13 protein-coding genes are annotated in these 15,670 nt (G+C 72.5%); 12 read left to right on the top strand and 1 reads right to left on the bottom strand.

All coding sequences use genetic code 11. The features are described 5' to 3' along the window. From nusA to truB, 5 genes are all read left to right on the top strand, one after another. Nucleotides 1-1,050, top strand: coding sequence for a transcription termination factor NusA (gene nusA, locus EW117_RS02995; RefSeq protein WP_129783505.1), 1,050 nt, complete (start codon nucleotides 1-3; stop codon nucleotides 1,048-1,050). 6 nt (nucleotides 1,051-1,056) lie between these two features. Then, nucleotides 1,057-1,401, top strand: a complete 345-nt coding sequence (locus EW117_RS29995; RefSeq protein WP_129783503.1) for a DUF448 domain-containing protein — start codon at nucleotides 1,057-1,059, stop codon at nucleotides 1,399-1,401. A gap of 176 nt (nucleotides 1,402-1,577) precedes the next feature. After that, complete coding sequence (gene infB / locus EW117_RS02985; protein WP_129783501.1) at nucleotides 1,578-4,565, top strand: translation initiation factor IF-2; 2,988 nt, start codon at nucleotides 1,578-1,580, stop codon at nucleotides 4,563-4,565. A gap of 90 nt (nucleotides 4,566-4,655) precedes the next feature. After that, the gene (gene rbfA / locus EW117_RS02980; protein ID WP_129783499.1) at nucleotides 4,656-5,093 is read left to right on the top strand and encodes a 30S ribosome-binding factor RbfA; all 438 of its coding nucleotides are present in this window, start codon (nucleotides 4,656-4,658) and stop codon (nucleotides 5,091-5,093) included. A gap of 130 nt (nucleotides 5,094-5,223) precedes the next feature. Next, a complete protein-coding gene (gene truB / locus EW117_RS02975) occupies nucleotides 5,224-6,279 on the top strand; it encodes a tRNA pseudouridine(55) synthase TruB (protein ID WP_129783497.1) in 1,056 nt (351 codons plus the stop codon). 22 nt (nucleotides 6,280-6,301) lie between these two features. Here truB and EW117_RS02970 read toward each other — a convergent pair whose 3' ends face one another. Next, nucleotides 6,302-7,480 carry a hypothetical protein gene (locus EW117_RS02970; protein ID WP_129783495.1) on the bottom strand — a complete coding sequence of 393 codons (1,179 nt, stop codon included), beginning with the start codon at nucleotides 7,478-7,480 and terminating at the stop codon, nucleotides 6,302-6,304. A gap of 122 nt (nucleotides 7,481-7,602) precedes the next feature. Here EW117_RS02970 and EW117_RS02965 point away from each other — a divergent pair, with 122 nt between their 5' ends. The 7 genes from EW117_RS02965 to rpsO all read left to right on the top strand — a co-directional run bounded on the left by EW117_RS02965 (nucleotide 7,603) and on the right by rpsO (nucleotide 15,531). Continuing rightward, nucleotides 7,603-8,196 carry a TetR/AcrR family transcriptional regulator gene (locus EW117_RS02965; RefSeq protein ID WP_165362423.1) on the top strand — a complete coding sequence of 198 codons (594 nt, stop codon included), beginning with the start codon at nucleotides 7,603-7,605 and terminating at the stop codon, nucleotides 8,194-8,196. 116 nt (nucleotides 8,197-8,312) lie between these two features. Next, nucleotides 8,313-9,335: a bifunctional riboflavin kinase/FAD synthetase gene (locus tag EW117_RS02960; protein WP_129783491.1), complete on the top strand. Its 1,023-nt coding sequence runs from the start codon at nucleotides 8,313-8,315 to the stop codon at nucleotides 9,333-9,335. Between the two features lie 59 nt (nucleotides 9,336-9,394). Beyond that, complete coding sequence (locus tag EW117_RS02955) at nucleotides 9,395-10,828, top strand: ATP-binding protein (RefSeq protein ID WP_129783489.1); 1,434 nt, start codon at nucleotides 9,395-9,397, stop codon at nucleotides 10,826-10,828. 61 nt (nucleotides 10,829-10,889) lie between these two features. Beyond that, a complete protein-coding gene (locus EW117_RS02950; RefSeq protein ID WP_129783487.1) occupies nucleotides 10,890-11,570 on the top strand; it encodes an ABC transporter ATP-binding protein in 681 nt (226 codons plus the stop codon). Next, a complete protein-coding gene (locus EW117_RS02945; protein WP_129783485.1) occupies nucleotides 11,567-13,111 on the top strand; it encodes a DUF6297 family protein in 1,545 nt (514 codons plus the stop codon). Before EW117_RS02950 ends, EW117_RS02945 begins: the two co-directional genes overlap by 4 nt. Nucleotides 13,112-13,255: 144 nt before the next feature. Beyond that, nucleotides 13,256-15,142, top strand: coding sequence for a peroxidase family protein (locus EW117_RS02940; protein ID WP_129783483.1), 1,887 nt, complete (start codon nucleotides 13,256-13,258; stop codon nucleotides 15,140-15,142). A gap of 119 nt (nucleotides 15,143-15,261) precedes the next feature. Next, nucleotides 15,262-15,531 carry a 30S ribosomal protein S15 gene (gene rpsO, locus EW117_RS02935; RefSeq protein WP_020016810.1) on the top strand — a complete coding sequence of 90 codons (270 nt, stop codon included), beginning with the start codon at nucleotides 15,262-15,264 and terminating at the stop codon, nucleotides 15,529-15,531. Nucleotides 15,532-15,670 lie beyond the last annotated feature (139 nt).

The raw sequence follows: 15,670 nt of genomic DNA, 5'->3' as shown, positions 1-15,670 counted from the left end.
ATGGACATCGACATGACCACTCTGCGGATGCTGGAGCGCGAGAGGGATCTCAGCCTGGACGTCCTCGTCGCGGCCATCGAGCAGGCGCTCCTCTCGGCCTACCACCGCACTCCCGGTGCCTACAACCGGGCCCGCGTCGAGGTGGACCGCTCGTCGGGCCACGTCACGGTCTGGGCGCGCGAGGAGCTGCCCGTCGCCGCGGACCCCGACGACCTCGACGCGCGCCCCACCGTGGAGTTCGGGCCCGAGTTCGACCACACGCCGCAGGACTTCGGCCGCATCGCCACCGCGACGGCCCGCCAGGTGATCGTGCAGCGGCTCCGCGACGCCGAGGACGACCAGGTGCTGGGCACGTTCCGCGGCAAGGAGGGCGAGGTCCTGGCCGGCGTCATCCAGCAGGGCCGCGACCCGCGCATGGTGCTGGTGGACGTGGGCGGCACCGAGGCCGTGCTCCCGCCGCACGAGCAGGTGCCCACCGAGGAGTACGTGCACGGCGAGCGCCTGCGCGCCTACGTGGTCGAGGTGAGCCGCGGAATGAAGGGCCCGCAGATCACGTTGAGCCGTACGCACCCGAACCTCGTGCGGAAGCTCTTCGAGCTCGAGGTCCCGGAGATCGCGGACGGCTCGGTGGAGATCACCGCCATCGCCCGCGAGGCGGGGCACCGCACCAAGATGGCCGTCCGGTCCCGGGTGTCCGGGCTCAACGCCAAGGGTGCGTGCATCGGCCCGATGGGCGCCCGGGTCCGCGCGGTGATGGCCGAGCTGCACGGCGAGAAGATCGACATCGTCGACCACAGCGACGACCCGGCGGCCTTCGTGTCGAGCGCTCTTTCACCCGCCCGTGTGTCGTCGGTCACAGTGGTGGACGCCGATGCGCGTGCCGCGCGGGCCATCGTGCCCGACTACCAGCTGTCCCTCGCGATCGGCAAGGAGGGGCAGAACGCCCGTCTCGCCGCGAAGCTGACGGGCTGGCGCATCGACATCCGCTCTGACGAGGCCGCCGACTCCGACGCAGGTGGCGCGGCCGCCGACGCACCGAGCGGCCGGTAACGCCTGGTGGGTCGGCGCGGTAGACTGTCCGAGTCTGGGCCACGCGCCCGTCTTTTGACGCATCCCGTTCCTTCCCTCAAGGGTCCGGTGCGCACGTGCGTCGGATGCCGGGGGCGCGACCAGCGGTCTGCACTCCTGCGTCTGGTGCTGGGCTCGTCGACGGATGATGACGTGGCAGAGCCACGGCGCGTCGTCGTTGATGTCCGTGCCTCCCTGCCGGGTCGCGGTGCCTGGGTTCACCCGGAGCCGCGGTGCCTGGAGCTCGCTGAGCGTCGCAGGGCCGTACCGCGCGCACTGCGCGTCGACGGGCCTCTCGATCTCAGCGAGGTACGAGCACACCTCGGCCGGTGAGTGCGTGGCCGCAGGACAGTCCCGACCGGGCGCAACCGTGCGTCCGGCCGAAACATGCGATTCGTCGACAAGGAAGCGGGTCAGAAGCCGATGGGCACCCGATGAGTCCCCAGCGATGAGTACTCAGTACTAACGGTGGTCCTCCCTGTCTTGGGATGGACCGAGACAGGAGAGTTGTGGCAAAGGTCCGCGTCTACGAGCTCGCTAAGGAGCTCGGAGTGGAGAGCAAGACCCTGCTGGCCGAGCTGAAGTCGGCAGGCGAGTACGTTCGCTCGGCGTCGTCGACGCTCGAGCCGCCCGTCGTGCGGCGAATGCGCGACAAGTTCCCCGCCGGTGGCGCTGCCGGCCCGTCCGACAAGGGCGCGGCGGCGAAGCCCGCGGCGAACGCACCCAAGCCGGCCGCGAAGCCCGCGGCCCGCAAGCCCGCCGAGCCGACCCCGGCTCCGGCACCGGCCCCCGCGCCGGCACCCCGCAAGACCGAGGCAGAGGCCGCGCCCGCACCGGCGCCCGCCCCCGCCCCGACTCCGAGCCCTGCGCCGGCGGCACCCGCCCCGGCGCCTGACGAGACCCCGGTGGCGCCTGCGGCGTCCGCCAAGCCCGCAGCAGGCCCCAAGCCTGGTGCGCCCAAGCCCGCAGCAGGCCCCAAGCCCGGTGCCCCCAAGCCGCCCGCCGCGCCCTCCGGCGCGCGTCCGGCTCGGGACGGCGGCCGCGGCGGCCGTCCGGGTGGCGACCGACCCGGTGGCGGTACCCCGCGTCCGGGTAACAACCCGTTCGCGACCAGCCAGGGCATGCCCCGTCCCGGTGGCGGCCGTGGCCGTCCGGGTGCTGGTTCCAGCGACCGGCCCGCCGCGCGTCCGGGCAACAACCCGTTCGCGACCAGCCAGGGCATGCCGCGTCCGGGGCAGCGCCCCGAGCGCAGCGACGCCCCCAGCGGAGAGCGTTCGGGCGGTCCTCGTCCGGGCGGCCCGCGTCCTTCGGCCCCGCGCCCGGGTGGTTCCGGTGGCGGCGGTCCGCGCCCCAACCCCGGCATGATGCCGGGCAAGACCTCCATGCCGCGTCCGGGTGACCGCCCGGCGCCGGGTGGTGGCCGTGGCCGTCCTGGTGGCGGTGGCCGTCCCGGTCCGGGTGGCGCAGGCGGCGGTGCCGGTGCCGGCGCCCCGGGTCGTCCCGGTGGCGGCGGCGGTGGCGGCTTCGGCGGCCCGCGTCGCGGTGCCGGCGGTCGTGGTGCGACGCAGGGTGCCTTCGGGCGCGCCGGCGGCAAGCCGGTCCGCGGGCGTAAGTCGAGGCGAGCGAAGCGCCAGGAGTTCGAGGCCATGCAGGCCCCGTCGCTCGGCGGCGTGCAGGTCCCTCGCGGCAACGGAACCACCGTCGTCCGGCTGCGCCACGGTGCGTCGCTGAACGACTTCGCGGACAAGATCGACGCGAACCCCGCGGCGCTCGTGACCGTGCTGTTCCACCTGGGCGAGATGGCCACGGCCACGCAGTCGCTCGACGAGGACACGTTCGGCACGCTGGCCACCGAGCTCGGCTACCAGATCGAGATGGTCTCGGCCGAGGAAGAGGACCGCGAGCTGCTCGGGTCGTTCGACATCGACCTGGAGGCCGAGGAGGCCGACGAGTCCGACGACGACCTGGCCATCCGGCCGCCGGTCGTGACCGTCATGGGTCACGTCGACCACGGTAAGACCAAGCTGCTGGACGCGATCCGCAAGTCGGACGTGGTGGCAGGCGAGCACGGCGGGATCACGCAGCACATCGGTGCGTACCAGATCACGCACGAGCACGAGGGCGCCGAGCGTGCGATCACGTTCATCGACACCCCGGGTCACGAGGCCTTCACCGCTATGCGTGCCCGTGGTGCGCAGGTCACCGACATCGCGATCCTCGTGGTCGCGGCCGATGACGGCGTGATGCCGCAGACGGTCGAGGCGGTGAACCACGCGCAGGCCGCAGGTGTGCCGATCGTGGTGGCCGTCAACAAGATCGACGTCGAGGGTGCGAACCCGGCGAAGGTCCGTCAGCAGCTCACCGAGTACAACCTGGTGGCCGAGGAGTACGGCGGCGACACGATGTTCGTCGACGTCGCGGCGAAGCCGGGCATCGGTATCGACGACCTGATCGACGCCGTCCTGCTCACCGCGGACGCGTCGCTCGACCTGCGGGCGAACCCGACCAAGGACGCCCGCGGTGTGGCCATCGAGGCGAACCTCGACAAGGGCCGCGGTCCGGTGGCGACGGTGCTGGTCCAGGCCGGCACGCTGCACGTCGGCGACGCGATCGTCGCGGGCACGGCCTACGGCCGCGTTCGTGCGATGTTCGACGAGCACGGCAACTCGGTCGAGGCGGCCACCCCGGCCCGCCCCGTCCAGGTGCTGGGTCTGACGAGCGTCCCGGGTGCCGGCGACACGTTCCTCGTGGCGCCGGACGACCGCACCGCCCGCCAGATCGCCGAGAAGCGCCAGGCGGCGGAGCGCGCTGCGACGCTGGCCAAGCGCCGCAAGCGGATCAGCCTCGAGGACTTCGACGTCGAGCTCAAGAAGGGCAAGGTCGAGAGCCTCAACCTCATCCTCAAGGGTGACGTGTCCGGTGCCGTCGAGGCGCTGGAGGACGCGCTGCTCAAGATCGATGTGGGCGAGGAGGTCGAGCTGCGCGTCATCCACCGTGGTGTGGGTGCGATCACGCAGAACGACGTCAACCTGGCCACGGTCGACAGCGCCGTGATCATCGGCTTCAACGTGAAGTACGGCGAGCGCGTCGAGGAGCTGGCGGAGCGCGAAGGCGTCGACGTCAAGTTCTACTCGGTCATCTACCAGGCGATCGAGGACGTCGAGGCGGCCCTCAAGGGCATGCTCAAGCCGGAGTACGAGGAGGTCCAGCTCGGGTCCGCGGAGATCCGTCAGGTCTTCCGTTCCTCGAAGTTCGGCAACATCGCCGGTTCGGTCGTCCGTTCGGGCAGCATCCGCCGCAACTCCAAGGCGCGTGTGCTGCGCAACGGGACGGTCGTGGGGGACAACCTCACCATCGAGTCGCTGCGCCGCGAGAAGGACGACGTCACCGAGGTCCGCGAGGGCTTCGAGTGCGGTATCGGTCTCGGGTCGTTCAACGACGTCAACGAGGGCGACACCATCGAGACGTTCGAGATGCGCGAGAAGCCGCGCGCCTGACGCTGATGGCTCATTGAGTGCGGGGTATTCGCCCGGCCGGCTGGTCCGGACCGGGCGAATACCCCGCACTCACGCTGAAAGGAACTAGTCATGGTCGACAATCCGCGGGCTCGTAAGCTCGCCGACCGCATCAAGGTGATCGTCGCGCAGATGATCGATACGCGGATCAAGGACCCGCGGCTCGGTTTCGTGACGGTCACGGACGTCCGGGTGACCGGCGACCTGCAGAACGCCTCGGTGTTCTACACGGTCTACGGCTCGGACGAGGACCGGGAGGGCACGGCCGCGGCGCTCAAGAGCGCCACGGGCCTGATCCGCTCGGAGGTGGGGAAGCAGACGGGTATCCGCCTGACGCCCACCCTGGAGTTCCATCTCGACTCCGTGCCCGACACGGCCGCCAACCTCGACGCGGCACTGATCGAGGCCCGCACGCGCGACGCGGAGCTGGAGGCGCTCCGCGCGGGCGCCGTCTACGCGGGCGAAGAGGACCCCTACAAGAAGCCCCGCGGGGAAGACGAGGTCGAGTGACCTCCGGCTCCACCTGCGCCGTCACCGCCACCCGCCGTCCGGCCGGGACGATCTCGCTCCGGCCGGCGCGGGTGGCGTAGGCGTCTCCGGACGCCGTGCGGCACCCACGAGTCGCGAGATACTGGTACCCATGATTTCACCCACCCCGCAGGCGCCGGTCCGCCGTCCGACGGCGGCCGACGGGTTCGTCGTCGTCGACAAGCCGGCGGGCTGGACCAGCCACGACGTCGTCGGGCGCATGCGGCGGCTCGCCGGGACGCGCAAGGTCGGCCACGCGGGCACGCTGGACCCGATGGCGACGGGCGTGCTCGTGCTGGGCATCGGCAAGGCGACCCGCCTGCTCACCTACGTGGTGGGCGCCGACAAGGACTATGAGGCCACGATCCGGCTCGGCGTCGCCACCACCACGGACGACGCCGAGGGCACCGTGGTCTCCGTGGCCGGCACCGGCGCAGTCGAGCGCGTGGACCGGACGGCGCTGGACGCCGCGATCGCCCAGCTCACGGGCGACATCTTGCAGGTGCCGACGTCGGTGTCCGCGATCAAGGTGGACGGCAAGCGCGCCTACGCGCGGGTCCGGGCGGGTGAGGAGGTCGCGCTCCAGGCGCGGCCCGTCACCGTGTCCTGCTTCGACGTCCTGGACGTCCGCCCGGTGACCGCGGCGGTGCCCGACGCCGACGCCGTGGGCTCGTACGAGGTCGCGGCCCAGGACCCCGACGCGGAGCCCTCGACGGTCGGGCCGGTCGAGACCCGCGACATCCCCGCGATCGACGTCGACGTGCGGGTCACGGTCTCCTCGGGCACCTACGTGCGCGCCCTGGCCCGCGACCTGGGCGCCGCGCTCGGAACCGGCGGGCACCTGACCGCGCTGCGCCGTACCCGCGTCGGGGGCTACGACCTGGCCGGCGCCCGCACGCTGGAGCAGATGGAGGCGCAGGCCGACGCGGACGGCACGCTCGCCACCCTCCCGCTGGCCGCGGCCGCCCGTAGCACGTTCCCGGTGCGCGAGCTCGACGAGGTGGAGGTCCGCGCGCTGGGCTACGGCCAATGGGTGGAGCCCACGGGCCGCCCGGAAGTAGTGGCGGCGCTGTCTCCGTCGGGCGTGCTGGTGGCGCTGCTGGAGGACACGCGGCGCCGGGGCGAGAACCTCGCCAGGCCCGTGCTGGTACTCGCACCGGCCACCTGAGCCGGGCGCGAGCACCAGGGGATCACGCCGGCCCCGCCAGCACCTCGGCCCGCCGGGCGGCGCCGGTCGCGCGGGCGTGGCCCACGAGCGAGAGAAGCACCCCGGCCGTGGCCCAGATACCCAGCGCCAGCCAGGCTGCCGACGCGTCGGTGCCGGGGAAGTAGGAGACGTCGCGCAGCAGGGTCGCGCTCGCGCCCGGCGGCAGCCACTGGCCGATCTCGCCCCAGTTCCACGGCAGGAACTCGGCCGGCATCGCGGCGCCTGAGATCGGGTTGCCGACCAGCATCATGAGCACGGGGCCGAGGGCTATGCCGGCCGGGCCGAGCACGGCGACGAACCCGGTGATGGGGGCCGCGATCGCGGCGATCGACAGCGCGAGGACGCCGCCGTCGAGCAGCCAGTCGCCCTGGACGGTGCCGAACCAGAAGTGCAGGATCCCCACGAGGATCCCGCCGCCCACCACCGAGTAGACGATCACGGCGAGCACGCGGCGCAGGGCGCCGGTGACGGCGATCGAGATGCCGATGCCGCCGATCATGCCGCCCAGCAGGATCGGGAACAGGGCCGCGGTGAAGCCGGATCCGCGCGGGTCGTCGGCCGACAGCGGGACCACGTCGGTGACGGTCACCTTCGGGACCTCCGGCAGCTCGGGGGGCTCTGCCTCGCCCGACGGCGGCGCCTGCGGCTGCTCGCCCCGCGTGGCGGCCTCGAGTGCCTGCTGGACCGCGGTCTCGACCGCCTCGGCGGCCTGCGCCTGGGCGTTGGCCAGCGCTTCGGCGGTCGCGGCGTTGGCCTGCTCCTGGATGCCCTGCTGCATCTGGGTGGCGAGCTGCGTCATGAGCTGGTGGGTGACACCGCTCGCCGCGGACGCCGTGAGCACCTCGGGTGCCTCGCCCGCGGCCGGGTCGCCGAGCACGACACCGCCGTAGACCTCGCGGGTCTCGATGGCCTCGACGACGTCGGCCCGGTCGTCGGCCTCGATCAGCTCGATGGCGCCGGGCTGCGCCTCGTCGAGGGTGTCGCGGAAGGTGCTGACGGCGTCGTCGGAACCGACGACGGCGACGGGCAGGTCCCGCGGCTCGGCGGTGACTGACGGCCACGAGAACGCGAGCACGAACACGGTGAGCACGAGGGTGAGGGCCAGGGCGACGCCGATGACACGGCCCGCCGGGGTGTGGGGCGCTGGTGCGTCGTGGGACATGGGGGATGCTCCGTCTCGATAAAAAACGAACGCTCGTTCTTTATGGCAACCATGCTCCCGCGACCGTATGCTTGTCAATCGTCCCCGGGGTCGGTCCGGGCGAGACGATGGGGAGGTGGGCCGTGCCGAAGATCAGCGACGCTCGTCGTGACGCCCGCCGCAACGAGATAGTCGCCGCCGCCCAGCGCGCGTTCACGGCCAAGGGCTATCAGCACACCTCGATGGCGGATGTCATCGCCGAGGCAGGGCTGTCGACCGGCGCCGTCTACGGGCACTTCGAGGGCAAGCGCGAGCTGTTCGCCGCGGTGGCCCGGTACGTGTTGGGCCGCCGGAACGCGGACCTGGTCGAGGCCGCGGCGGACGGCGACCCGCCGGCCCCGCCCGAGGTGCTGGAGATCGTGCTCAACGGCGTGCTGTCCGAGGACTTCGACCCTCGGCTCCTGGTCCAGCTCTGGGGCGAGGCCACGGTGGACCCGGAGATGCGCGAGGTCTTCAACACCGGGGTCGGCGTGCTCAGGGCTGCCTTTACCACCGCGCTGGGGCGCTGGTTCGAGGCGCACCCGGAGCATGCCCCGGACGGCGTCGACGCGGCCGTAGCGCATCTGCTGCCCGTGTTCATGGGCATGGGGCAGGGTTTCATCCTGCAGTCGGTCATGTTCGACGACTTCGATGCCGAGGCCTATCTGGACGGGGTGCGCCGGATCCTGCCCCGCTGACCGCCCGCACTGAGCGCAGGGCATCCCCCGGTGCCGGATAGGCTTGACGACCGGTGCGGGATGTCGCGCGAGCGGCCACTGCGCCCGCGCCATCCGATTCATGAGGAGCAACCCGCGTGCAGCTGTGGACGGACCTGGAACAGGTTCCCCCCGGATTCGGGCCATCAGTGGTGACGATCGGCAACTTCGACGGCGTCCACCGCGGCCACCAGGCGGTGCTGAGGCGCATCCTCAGCCTCGCCCGGAGCGACGCGGCCAGCGCCGTCGCCGTGACGTTCGAACCGCACCCGTCGGCTGTGCACCGGCCGGACTCGGCCCCGGAGCTGATCACCGGCCTGGAGGACCGCCTGGCGCTCATGGAGCGCACCGGCCTCGACGCGACGCTGCTGGTCAGCTACACGCTCGACTTCGCCGCCCAGACGCCCGAGGAGTTCGTGTCCCGGTACCTCGTGGACGGCCTCGGGGCGCGCACGGTGGTGGTCGGGCACGACGTGCGCTTCGGCAAGCAGAACGCCGGCACGCTGGCCACGATGGTCGAGCTCGGCGGGCAGCACGGCTTCGAGGTCGTCGCCATCGAGGACGTGGGCGACTCCCTCCCGGCCGACGGCGACGGGCACCAGCGGTGGTCGTCGACGGCGGTGCGCGCACTGCTCGCGGAGGGCGACGTCGACCAGGCCGCCGACGTGCTCGGCCGCCCGCACCTCGTGCGTGGCACCGTGGTGCACGGCGACGCCCGGGGCCGCGAGCTGGGCTTCCCGACCGCCAACCTCGGCGACATCACCGGACTGGTCCCGGCTGACGGCGTCTACGCCGGGTGGCTGCGCCGCGGCACGGCCGCGACCTGTGCGAGCCTCGCCCGGCCGGAGGGCGACCGGGTCGCCGTGGCCGGCACGGGACTCGGGCAGGAGGAGATCCTGCCCGCCGCGATCTCGGTCGGCACGAACCCGACGTTCGACGGCGTCGAGCGGCGCGTCGAGGCGTACGTGCTCGACCGCACCGACCTCGACCTGTACGACCAGACGGTGGCGCTCGAGTTCGTCGCGCACCTGCGGCCCACCCTGCGCTTCGAAGGCATGGAGCCGCTCATCGCCCAGATGAACGACGACGTGGCGCGCGCCCGGAAGATCCTGCGGGCGTAGACAGCGTGGGTAAACTAAGATTGGATCTTAGTAAGATTCGATCTTAGTTGAGGAGCCAGATGCGGTTTCACGGTCGGGATGCTGACCTGCGGCGGCTCGCGGGACTGCTGGAAGCCGTCGAGACGGGGGCCGGTACCACGCGGGGTAAGGCCGCGATCATGACCGGCCGCCGCCGCGTCGGTAAGTCGCGCCTCGCCCAGGAGTTCTGCGACCGCACCGGCGGCGAGTACTTCGTCTTCCAGGCGACCCGTGGGCGCAACGCAGTGGCCGAGCGGCGCGAGTTCCTCGCCTCGCTCACCCAGTCCGGCCTGAACGCGCCCGCCATCTTCGCGCACCTGAGCCCGCCCGACTGGAACGGCACGTTGCGTGCGCTCGCCGAGCTCCTGCCCGACGACAGGCCGACCGTCGTCGTGCTCGACGAGGTCCCGTGGTTCGTCGAGCAGGACGCGGAGTTCGAAGGAGCGCTTCAGACGGTATGGGACCAGCACTTGTCGGCGAAGCCGGTGCTCCTCCTGCTGATCGGCAGCGACCTGTCGGTGATGGAGGCTTTGCAGACGTACGGCCGCCCCTTCTTCGGACGGGCTACGAAGATCGAGGTCGCGCCTCTGAACGTGGCTGACGTCCAGAAGATGACCGGCCTGGGTCCTGCCGATGCGGTCGACGCTCACCTCATCACCGGAGGGTTCCCCGAGATCGCTCAGACCTGGCGATCCGGACAGCCGCGAGTGGAATTCCTTCGGGAGATGCTCAGCGACCCGCTCTCGCCGTTGCTCGTCGCCGGCGAGCTGTCACTGCTCGGTGAGTTTCCCGAGTCCTCGCGCAGCCGCGCGATCCTCGAGGCCATCGGTGACGGCGAGCGGACGTTCACCGCCATCGCCGCCGCGGCAGGGAGTTCGGGCGCCCTACCGGCGGGTACCTTGAATCCCCTGCTCAGGACGCTGGAGGCCAAGCGGATCGTCGAGACCGACCTCCCGCTGTCGACGTCGTCCGACACGAAGAACAAGCGGTACCGCATCAGCGACCCGTACCTGCGGTTCTGGCTCGCGTTCCTGCGCCGGGCGATTCCCTTCGTCGAACGAGGGCGCGGCGACGTGGCCCTGGACCGGATCGAGCGGTCATGGTCGACCTGGCGCGGGCGGGCGGTGGAACCTCTCGTCCGGGAGTCGCTGATGCGTCTGCTGCTGGACTCCGCGTGGGCCGACGTCGAGGCAGTCGGGGGCTGGTGGAACCGGCAGAACAACCCTGAGGTGGATCTGATTGGTGCGGATCGCACACCGACGGCACGACGTGTGGAGTTCATCGGATCGGTGAAGTGGTACGACCGGGACACCTTCGGGACACGGGAGCTCGAGGACGTCGCCCGCGCCCGTGGCGTGGTGCCGGGTACCGGAGACGACACGCCCCTGGTCGCCGTCTCGCGGTGTGGTGTCGAGCCAGGTCTTCCGCTGGCGGCGCACTGGGGGCCGGACGAGATCGTCGGAGCCTGGAGATGAGGCCAGGGGAGATGAGCCGGGGACCGGGAGAACCAGCCCTCGTTCGCGCGTTGAGGTGGGCATGACGCTCCTCGAACTGTCCGACCTGGTCGTCGGGTACGGCGGCAACGCCGTCTGCCAGCCGGTCTCGCTCACGCTGGACCCCGGCGACGTCGTCGCGATCATCGGGACCAACGGCACCGGCAAGTCCACGCTGCTGCGCACGGTGCTCGGGCTGCAGGAGCCGCTCTCCGGTACGGTCCGCGCGTTCGGTCGCGCCGTCGACGAGCGGGAGCGACCCTTCCGGGCGCGCGTCGCGGGCGTGCTGGACGACGACGCCTTCTTCCCCGGCGTGACCGTCCGCGAGCATCTCGTGCTCACCGCGCGCGGCCACGGCGTGCCCGACGCCGGTGCGGTCACCGACCAGGTGCTCGACCACATGGGCATCACCGGCCACGGCGGCGCCATGCCGCACACCCTGTCGTCCGGGCAGCGCCGCCGGTTCCTGCTGGCGAGCGCCCTCGTGCGGCCACGGGACCTGCTCGTGCTCGACGAGCCCGAGCAGCGCCTCGACACCGCCATGCGCGGGCGGCTCGGCGACACGGTGCGCGCCGAGGCCGACGCCGGCACCGCCGTCCTGTTCGCCACGCACGACGACCGGCTCCTCGCCGCGACCGGGGCCAGGGCCCTGCACCTGTCCGACGACGGCGCGGTGCTGGTGCAGCCCGGCGACGCGCCGGGCGTGCTGGCGGGCTTCCGGTGACTCGCGACGAGGCCGGCGCCGCCGTCGGACCCGCGCTGCCGCGCCTGGCCGGGAACGAGGACGAACGGCTCACCGGCGCCGAGCTGCGCCGGCTGACCGCGCGCGTCCGGGCGCACAACCTGCCGGCCGAGGCGGGCCGGGTCGCCATGGACGTCGGCGAGGTGGTCATCTCGCTCGCCATCGTCGCGCTGTACGTGTGGGGGTTCGGCGCACCCGTGCGGGAGCTGCTCGCGTCCGACGCGACAGGATTCGGGTTGGGGCCCGGTCTGGTCCAGGCCATGGTGCTCGCCCTCGCGGTCGTCGCGGGCGCCATGGTGGCACTGCGCCTGGGTCCGGCCGGTCTGCCCGCCGCAGGCGTGCGCTGGTGGGTACCCACCCCTGCCGACCGGACCGGCCTGACCTCGCCGTCCGTCGTGCGCGCGGTGCTCGCCGGGGTCGGCGCGGGTCTGCTCGTGGGAGGCGCGCCGGCGGCCTTCGTCGGGGTGAGCCTCACCGGGATCCTCCTCGACGCCGCGCTGGGCGGGGCGCTCGGGCTCGTCGTGGTCGCCGGGACGGGCGTGCTCCAGGTGACCGGGGCGGCGTCGGGCGACCGGCCGGGGCGCGTGCTCACCCTGCTGCTCGCCGCCGTGCCGGTGGTGGGCCTCGGGGCCGCACACTGGGTCCCCGACTGGCCGGCTTGGACCGTCCCTTGGCCGGTGCCCGCGGCCCTCGCGCTCGCCGGCGGCGCGGCGCTCGCGGTCTGGGCCACCGGGCTGGAGCGGCTCCGGGCCGGCCAGCTGCGGGCCCGCGCATCAGCGGCGATGCAGGCCTCGGCAGCGGTGCTCTCGCTCGACAGCGGCGGCATGAGCCGGGCGCTCCTCAGCGGCGGGCCGACGGCGTCGCGCGCCCTGCGCCGGCTGCCCGGCTCCGCACGGGGCCCGGCCGGCGCGCTGCTCGCCGCCGACGCCGTCCTCCTGGCCCGTTCGCCCGCCGCGCTGGCCGGACTGGTCGCGCTCGCCGCGACCGGCGCCGTCGTCGTCCAGGTGCCGGTGCTGGCCGGCGGGATCGGGCTGTGGGCGGTGCTCGCGGGTGTGGGGTACGCGGGGGCGATCGCGGGCGCCGTCGGCCCACGGGCGGCGGGGGAGAACCCGCGGCTGGACGCGCTGGTGCCGCTGGGCGCCCGGGCCACCCGGGCCGTCCGCACGGCATGGCCGGTGCTGACCGCCGCGGTCGTGGTGCTGGCCGTCGCGGTGGCGGTCGGGGGCGGGCAGTGGCTCGCGGTAGCGGCGCCCGGCGCCGTCGTGCTCGGGGCCGCGGCCGTGCGGACCGCGTATCGCGGCCCGGTGCCGTGGGACGTGCCGATGATCGCGACACCGGCAGGCGGCGTGCCGACCGGGCTGGTGCTGCACCAGCTCAAGGGGCTGGACCTGGCGGTGCTGGGCACACTTCCGCTCGCGTGGGTGGCGGTGTCGGGGGTCGTGTCGCCGTCTGCGGTCGTCCTGCAGGCGCTGTTCGCGACCGGCGCGGTCCTCTGGGCGGCGTACGTCAAGCGCACCCCCTGACGTGTCAGACCGTCAGGTCACCCGGGTGACCTGACGGTCTGACACGTCGCCGGGGTGATTCGGGTCTGGCCGAATCGGTCACTGCCCGCGACACCCCTGCTCTCTCCCTTGGTGAAGGCCTTCACCCCCAGCGAAGGAGAGACCATGGCCCAGACCACCGAGGCACCGCCCCAGGGCGAGCCGAACCACACGCCGCACGAGGAGGTCGACCTGGCGCAGACGCCGGCCGGCCGTACCGTCCGGCGGATCGGGCACGGCGGTGTGTTCGTCCCTGCCGGCCCGGACGACGCGGCCGAGCCGCACGAGAGCACGGCGACCCTCATGCCGCGCACCGAGGAGGCAGTCCGGCGCGACCTGCGCGAGCACCGGTTCGACGCCACGACGTCGTTCGACTACCTGCTGCGCGGCCCGGCCGCGCGCTACCCGCACGCCCACCTGCCCGCGGGCAAGCGCCTGGACGAGACTCGCGACGCCCTGATGCGGCTCGGAGCCGCGATGATCGAGCCAGCGGCCGCGCCGGTCCCGCTCGACTCCACGGTCCCCGCCGTCTACACGTACTGGGGCCAGTTCATCGACCACGACATCACGCTCAACACGAACGGCCCCGACGACGCCTCCGGCCCGGGCGGCGACCGGGCGCTCGGCGACATCATCAGCGACCCGTTCCGGGTGTTCCGGCCGGGCGTCGTCGTGCGCAGCCTGCACAACGGGCGCATCCCGCTGCTCGACCTCGACAGCCTGTACGGATCGGGCCCCCGGTTCGAGGGCGAGAAGGACCACGGCACCACCCGCAGCGAGGCCGCGTACGTGCCGGGCTCGGCGAAGCTCCGGCTCGGCCGCGTCTCGACCGGGGCCATCCCCGGGTTCCAGCTCGTGGCGCCCGGCGACGACCCGCAGCGCGACCTGCCGCGCGGCACCGAACCGGGCAGCGAGCGCATGCCGCTGATCCCCGACGGGCGCAACGACGAGAACCTGATCGTCGGGCAGTTCCACGTGGCGATGATCCGGTTCCACAACGCCACGGTCGACTGGGTGGCGCGGCACGAGCCGTGGTCGGCCTCCACTCCGCGCGAGCTGTTCGACCGGGCGCAGCAGCTCGTCCGCTTCCACTACCAGTGGCTCGTCGTGCACGACTACCTGCGCACCCTTACCAAGCCCGGCGTGCTGGACGCGGTGCTCGCGACCGGGCCGAAGCTGTTCCGCCCGGCGCGGCGCGTCGCGATGCCGCTGGAGTTCGCGGTGGCGGCGTTCCGGTTCGGGCACTCGATGGTGCGGGGCACCTACGACTTCAACGTGAACTTCACCCGGAACGGGCGCGGCGGGGTCGCGACCCTGGACCAGCTGTTCCAGTTCACGGGCAACGGCGGGCTGTCCCCGGACCCGGCGAACCCGCTGCCCGCGCTGCCGTCGAACTGGCCCATCGAGTGGTCACGGATGACCGACAAGGGTGACCCGGCGGCGTTCCGCAAGACACGCAGGATCGACCCGTTCCTGGCCGACGGCCTGGGCGACCTGCTGAACGAGGGCAACGGAGCCCCCGTCCCGGTGAAGGCGCTGCTGAAACAGCTCGCACAGCGCAACCTGCTGCGCGGCTACATGCTGGCGATCCCGACCGGCGAAGCGGTCGCCGCCGAGCTCGGCGCCCCTCCGCTCACCCCGGAGCAGCTCCGGCAGAACGCGTCGCCCGAAGTGGTGGCCGCGCTCGACGACCTGGACGGCACCCCGCTGTGGTACTACGTGCTCAAGGAGGCCGAGGTCCAGGGCAACGGCAACTTCCTGGGTGCGGTGGGCAGCCGGATCCTCATCGAGACCTTCGTCTACCTGCTACGGCTGGACGACGAGTCGTTCCTGCGCCAGCCCGGTCGCGACTGGACGCCGGCGTACGGCGTCCGGTTCGAGGACCGGAGCCTGATCACGACGGTCTCGGACCTCCTGGCGTTCGCCGGCGTCCTCCCGATCGGACAGGACGGCGCCGGCCGGCCGGTCTTCCGCCGCACGGGTGACGGCTACGCGGGCCACGACGGCGCGTGAGCGTGCGGGCGCAGGGGCGCGGCACTGGTAATGTAGTACCGCCGTCTGAACGGCCGCGGATCGAGAGCGCCCCGGTGAACAAGTCCCGGAGCACCGCGCAACGACACTGAAGGAGAGCCATGCCGCTCGACACTGCCACGAAGCAGCAGATCATTTCCGAGTACGGAACCAAGCCGGGCGACTCGGGCTCGCCGGAGGTGCAGATCGCGCTCCTCACGCAGCGCATCAAGGACCTGACCGAGCACCTCAAGGAGCACAAGCACGACCACCACAGCCGTCGTGGTCTGCTGCTCCTCGTGGGCCAGCGCCGTCGTCTCCAGGGTTACCTCAAGGGGATCGACATCGAGCGCTACCGCGCCCTGGTCGACAAGCTCGGCCTGCGCCGCTGACCTAGACACCTACCAGCCCGGCCCCCGCTGCGGGGGCCGGGCTGGTCTGGTGAGATGCTGTAGTACGACAACACGAACAACGCCGCCCGTGACCTCGTCCGGTCCTCGGTAGTGGCTTCCCGAACCTCCTCGCCTCGCG

The organism is Promicromonospora panici (assembly GCF_900608595.1).
In the GTDB taxonomy this organism is placed as follows: Bacteria; Actinomycetota; Actinomycetes; order Actinomycetales; family Cellulomonadaceae; genus Promicromonospora; species Promicromonospora panici.
The sequence above is the reverse complement of the archived record's forward strand: the minus strand, read 5'-3'. Positions and strand labels throughout refer to the sequence as shown.

Excerpts from the sequence above, each read along its gene's own strand:
- nusA (WP_129783505.1), top strand. The coding sequence starts at position 1 with ATGGACATCGACATGACCACTCTGCGGATGCTGGAGCGCGAGAGGGAT.
- rbfA (WP_129783499.1), top strand. The coding sequence starts at position 4,656 with ATGGTCGACAATCCGCGGGCTCGTAAGCTCGCCGACCGCATCAAGGTG.
- truB (WP_129783497.1), top strand. The coding sequence starts at position 5,224 with ATGATTTCACCCACCCCGCAGGCGCCGGTCCGCCGTCCGACGGCGGCC.
- EW117_RS02970 (WP_129783495.1), bottom strand. The coding sequence starts at position 7,480 with ATGTCCCACGACGCACCAGCGCCCCACACCCCGGCGGGCCGTGTCATC.
- EW117_RS02955 (WP_129783489.1), top strand. The coding sequence starts at position 9,395 with ATGCGGTTTCACGGTCGGGATGCTGACCTGCGGCGGCTCGCGGGACTG.
- EW117_RS02950 (WP_129783487.1), top strand. The coding sequence starts at position 10,890 with ATGACGCTCCTCGAACTGTCCGACCTGGTCGTCGGGTACGGCGGCAAC.
- EW117_RS02940 (WP_129783483.1), top strand. The coding sequence starts at position 13,256 with ATGGCCCAGACCACCGAGGCACCGCCCCAGGGCGAGCCGAACCACACG.
- rpsO (WP_020016810.1), top strand. The coding sequence starts at position 15,262 with ATGCCGCTCGACACTGCCACGAAGCAGCAGATCATTTCCGAGTACGGA.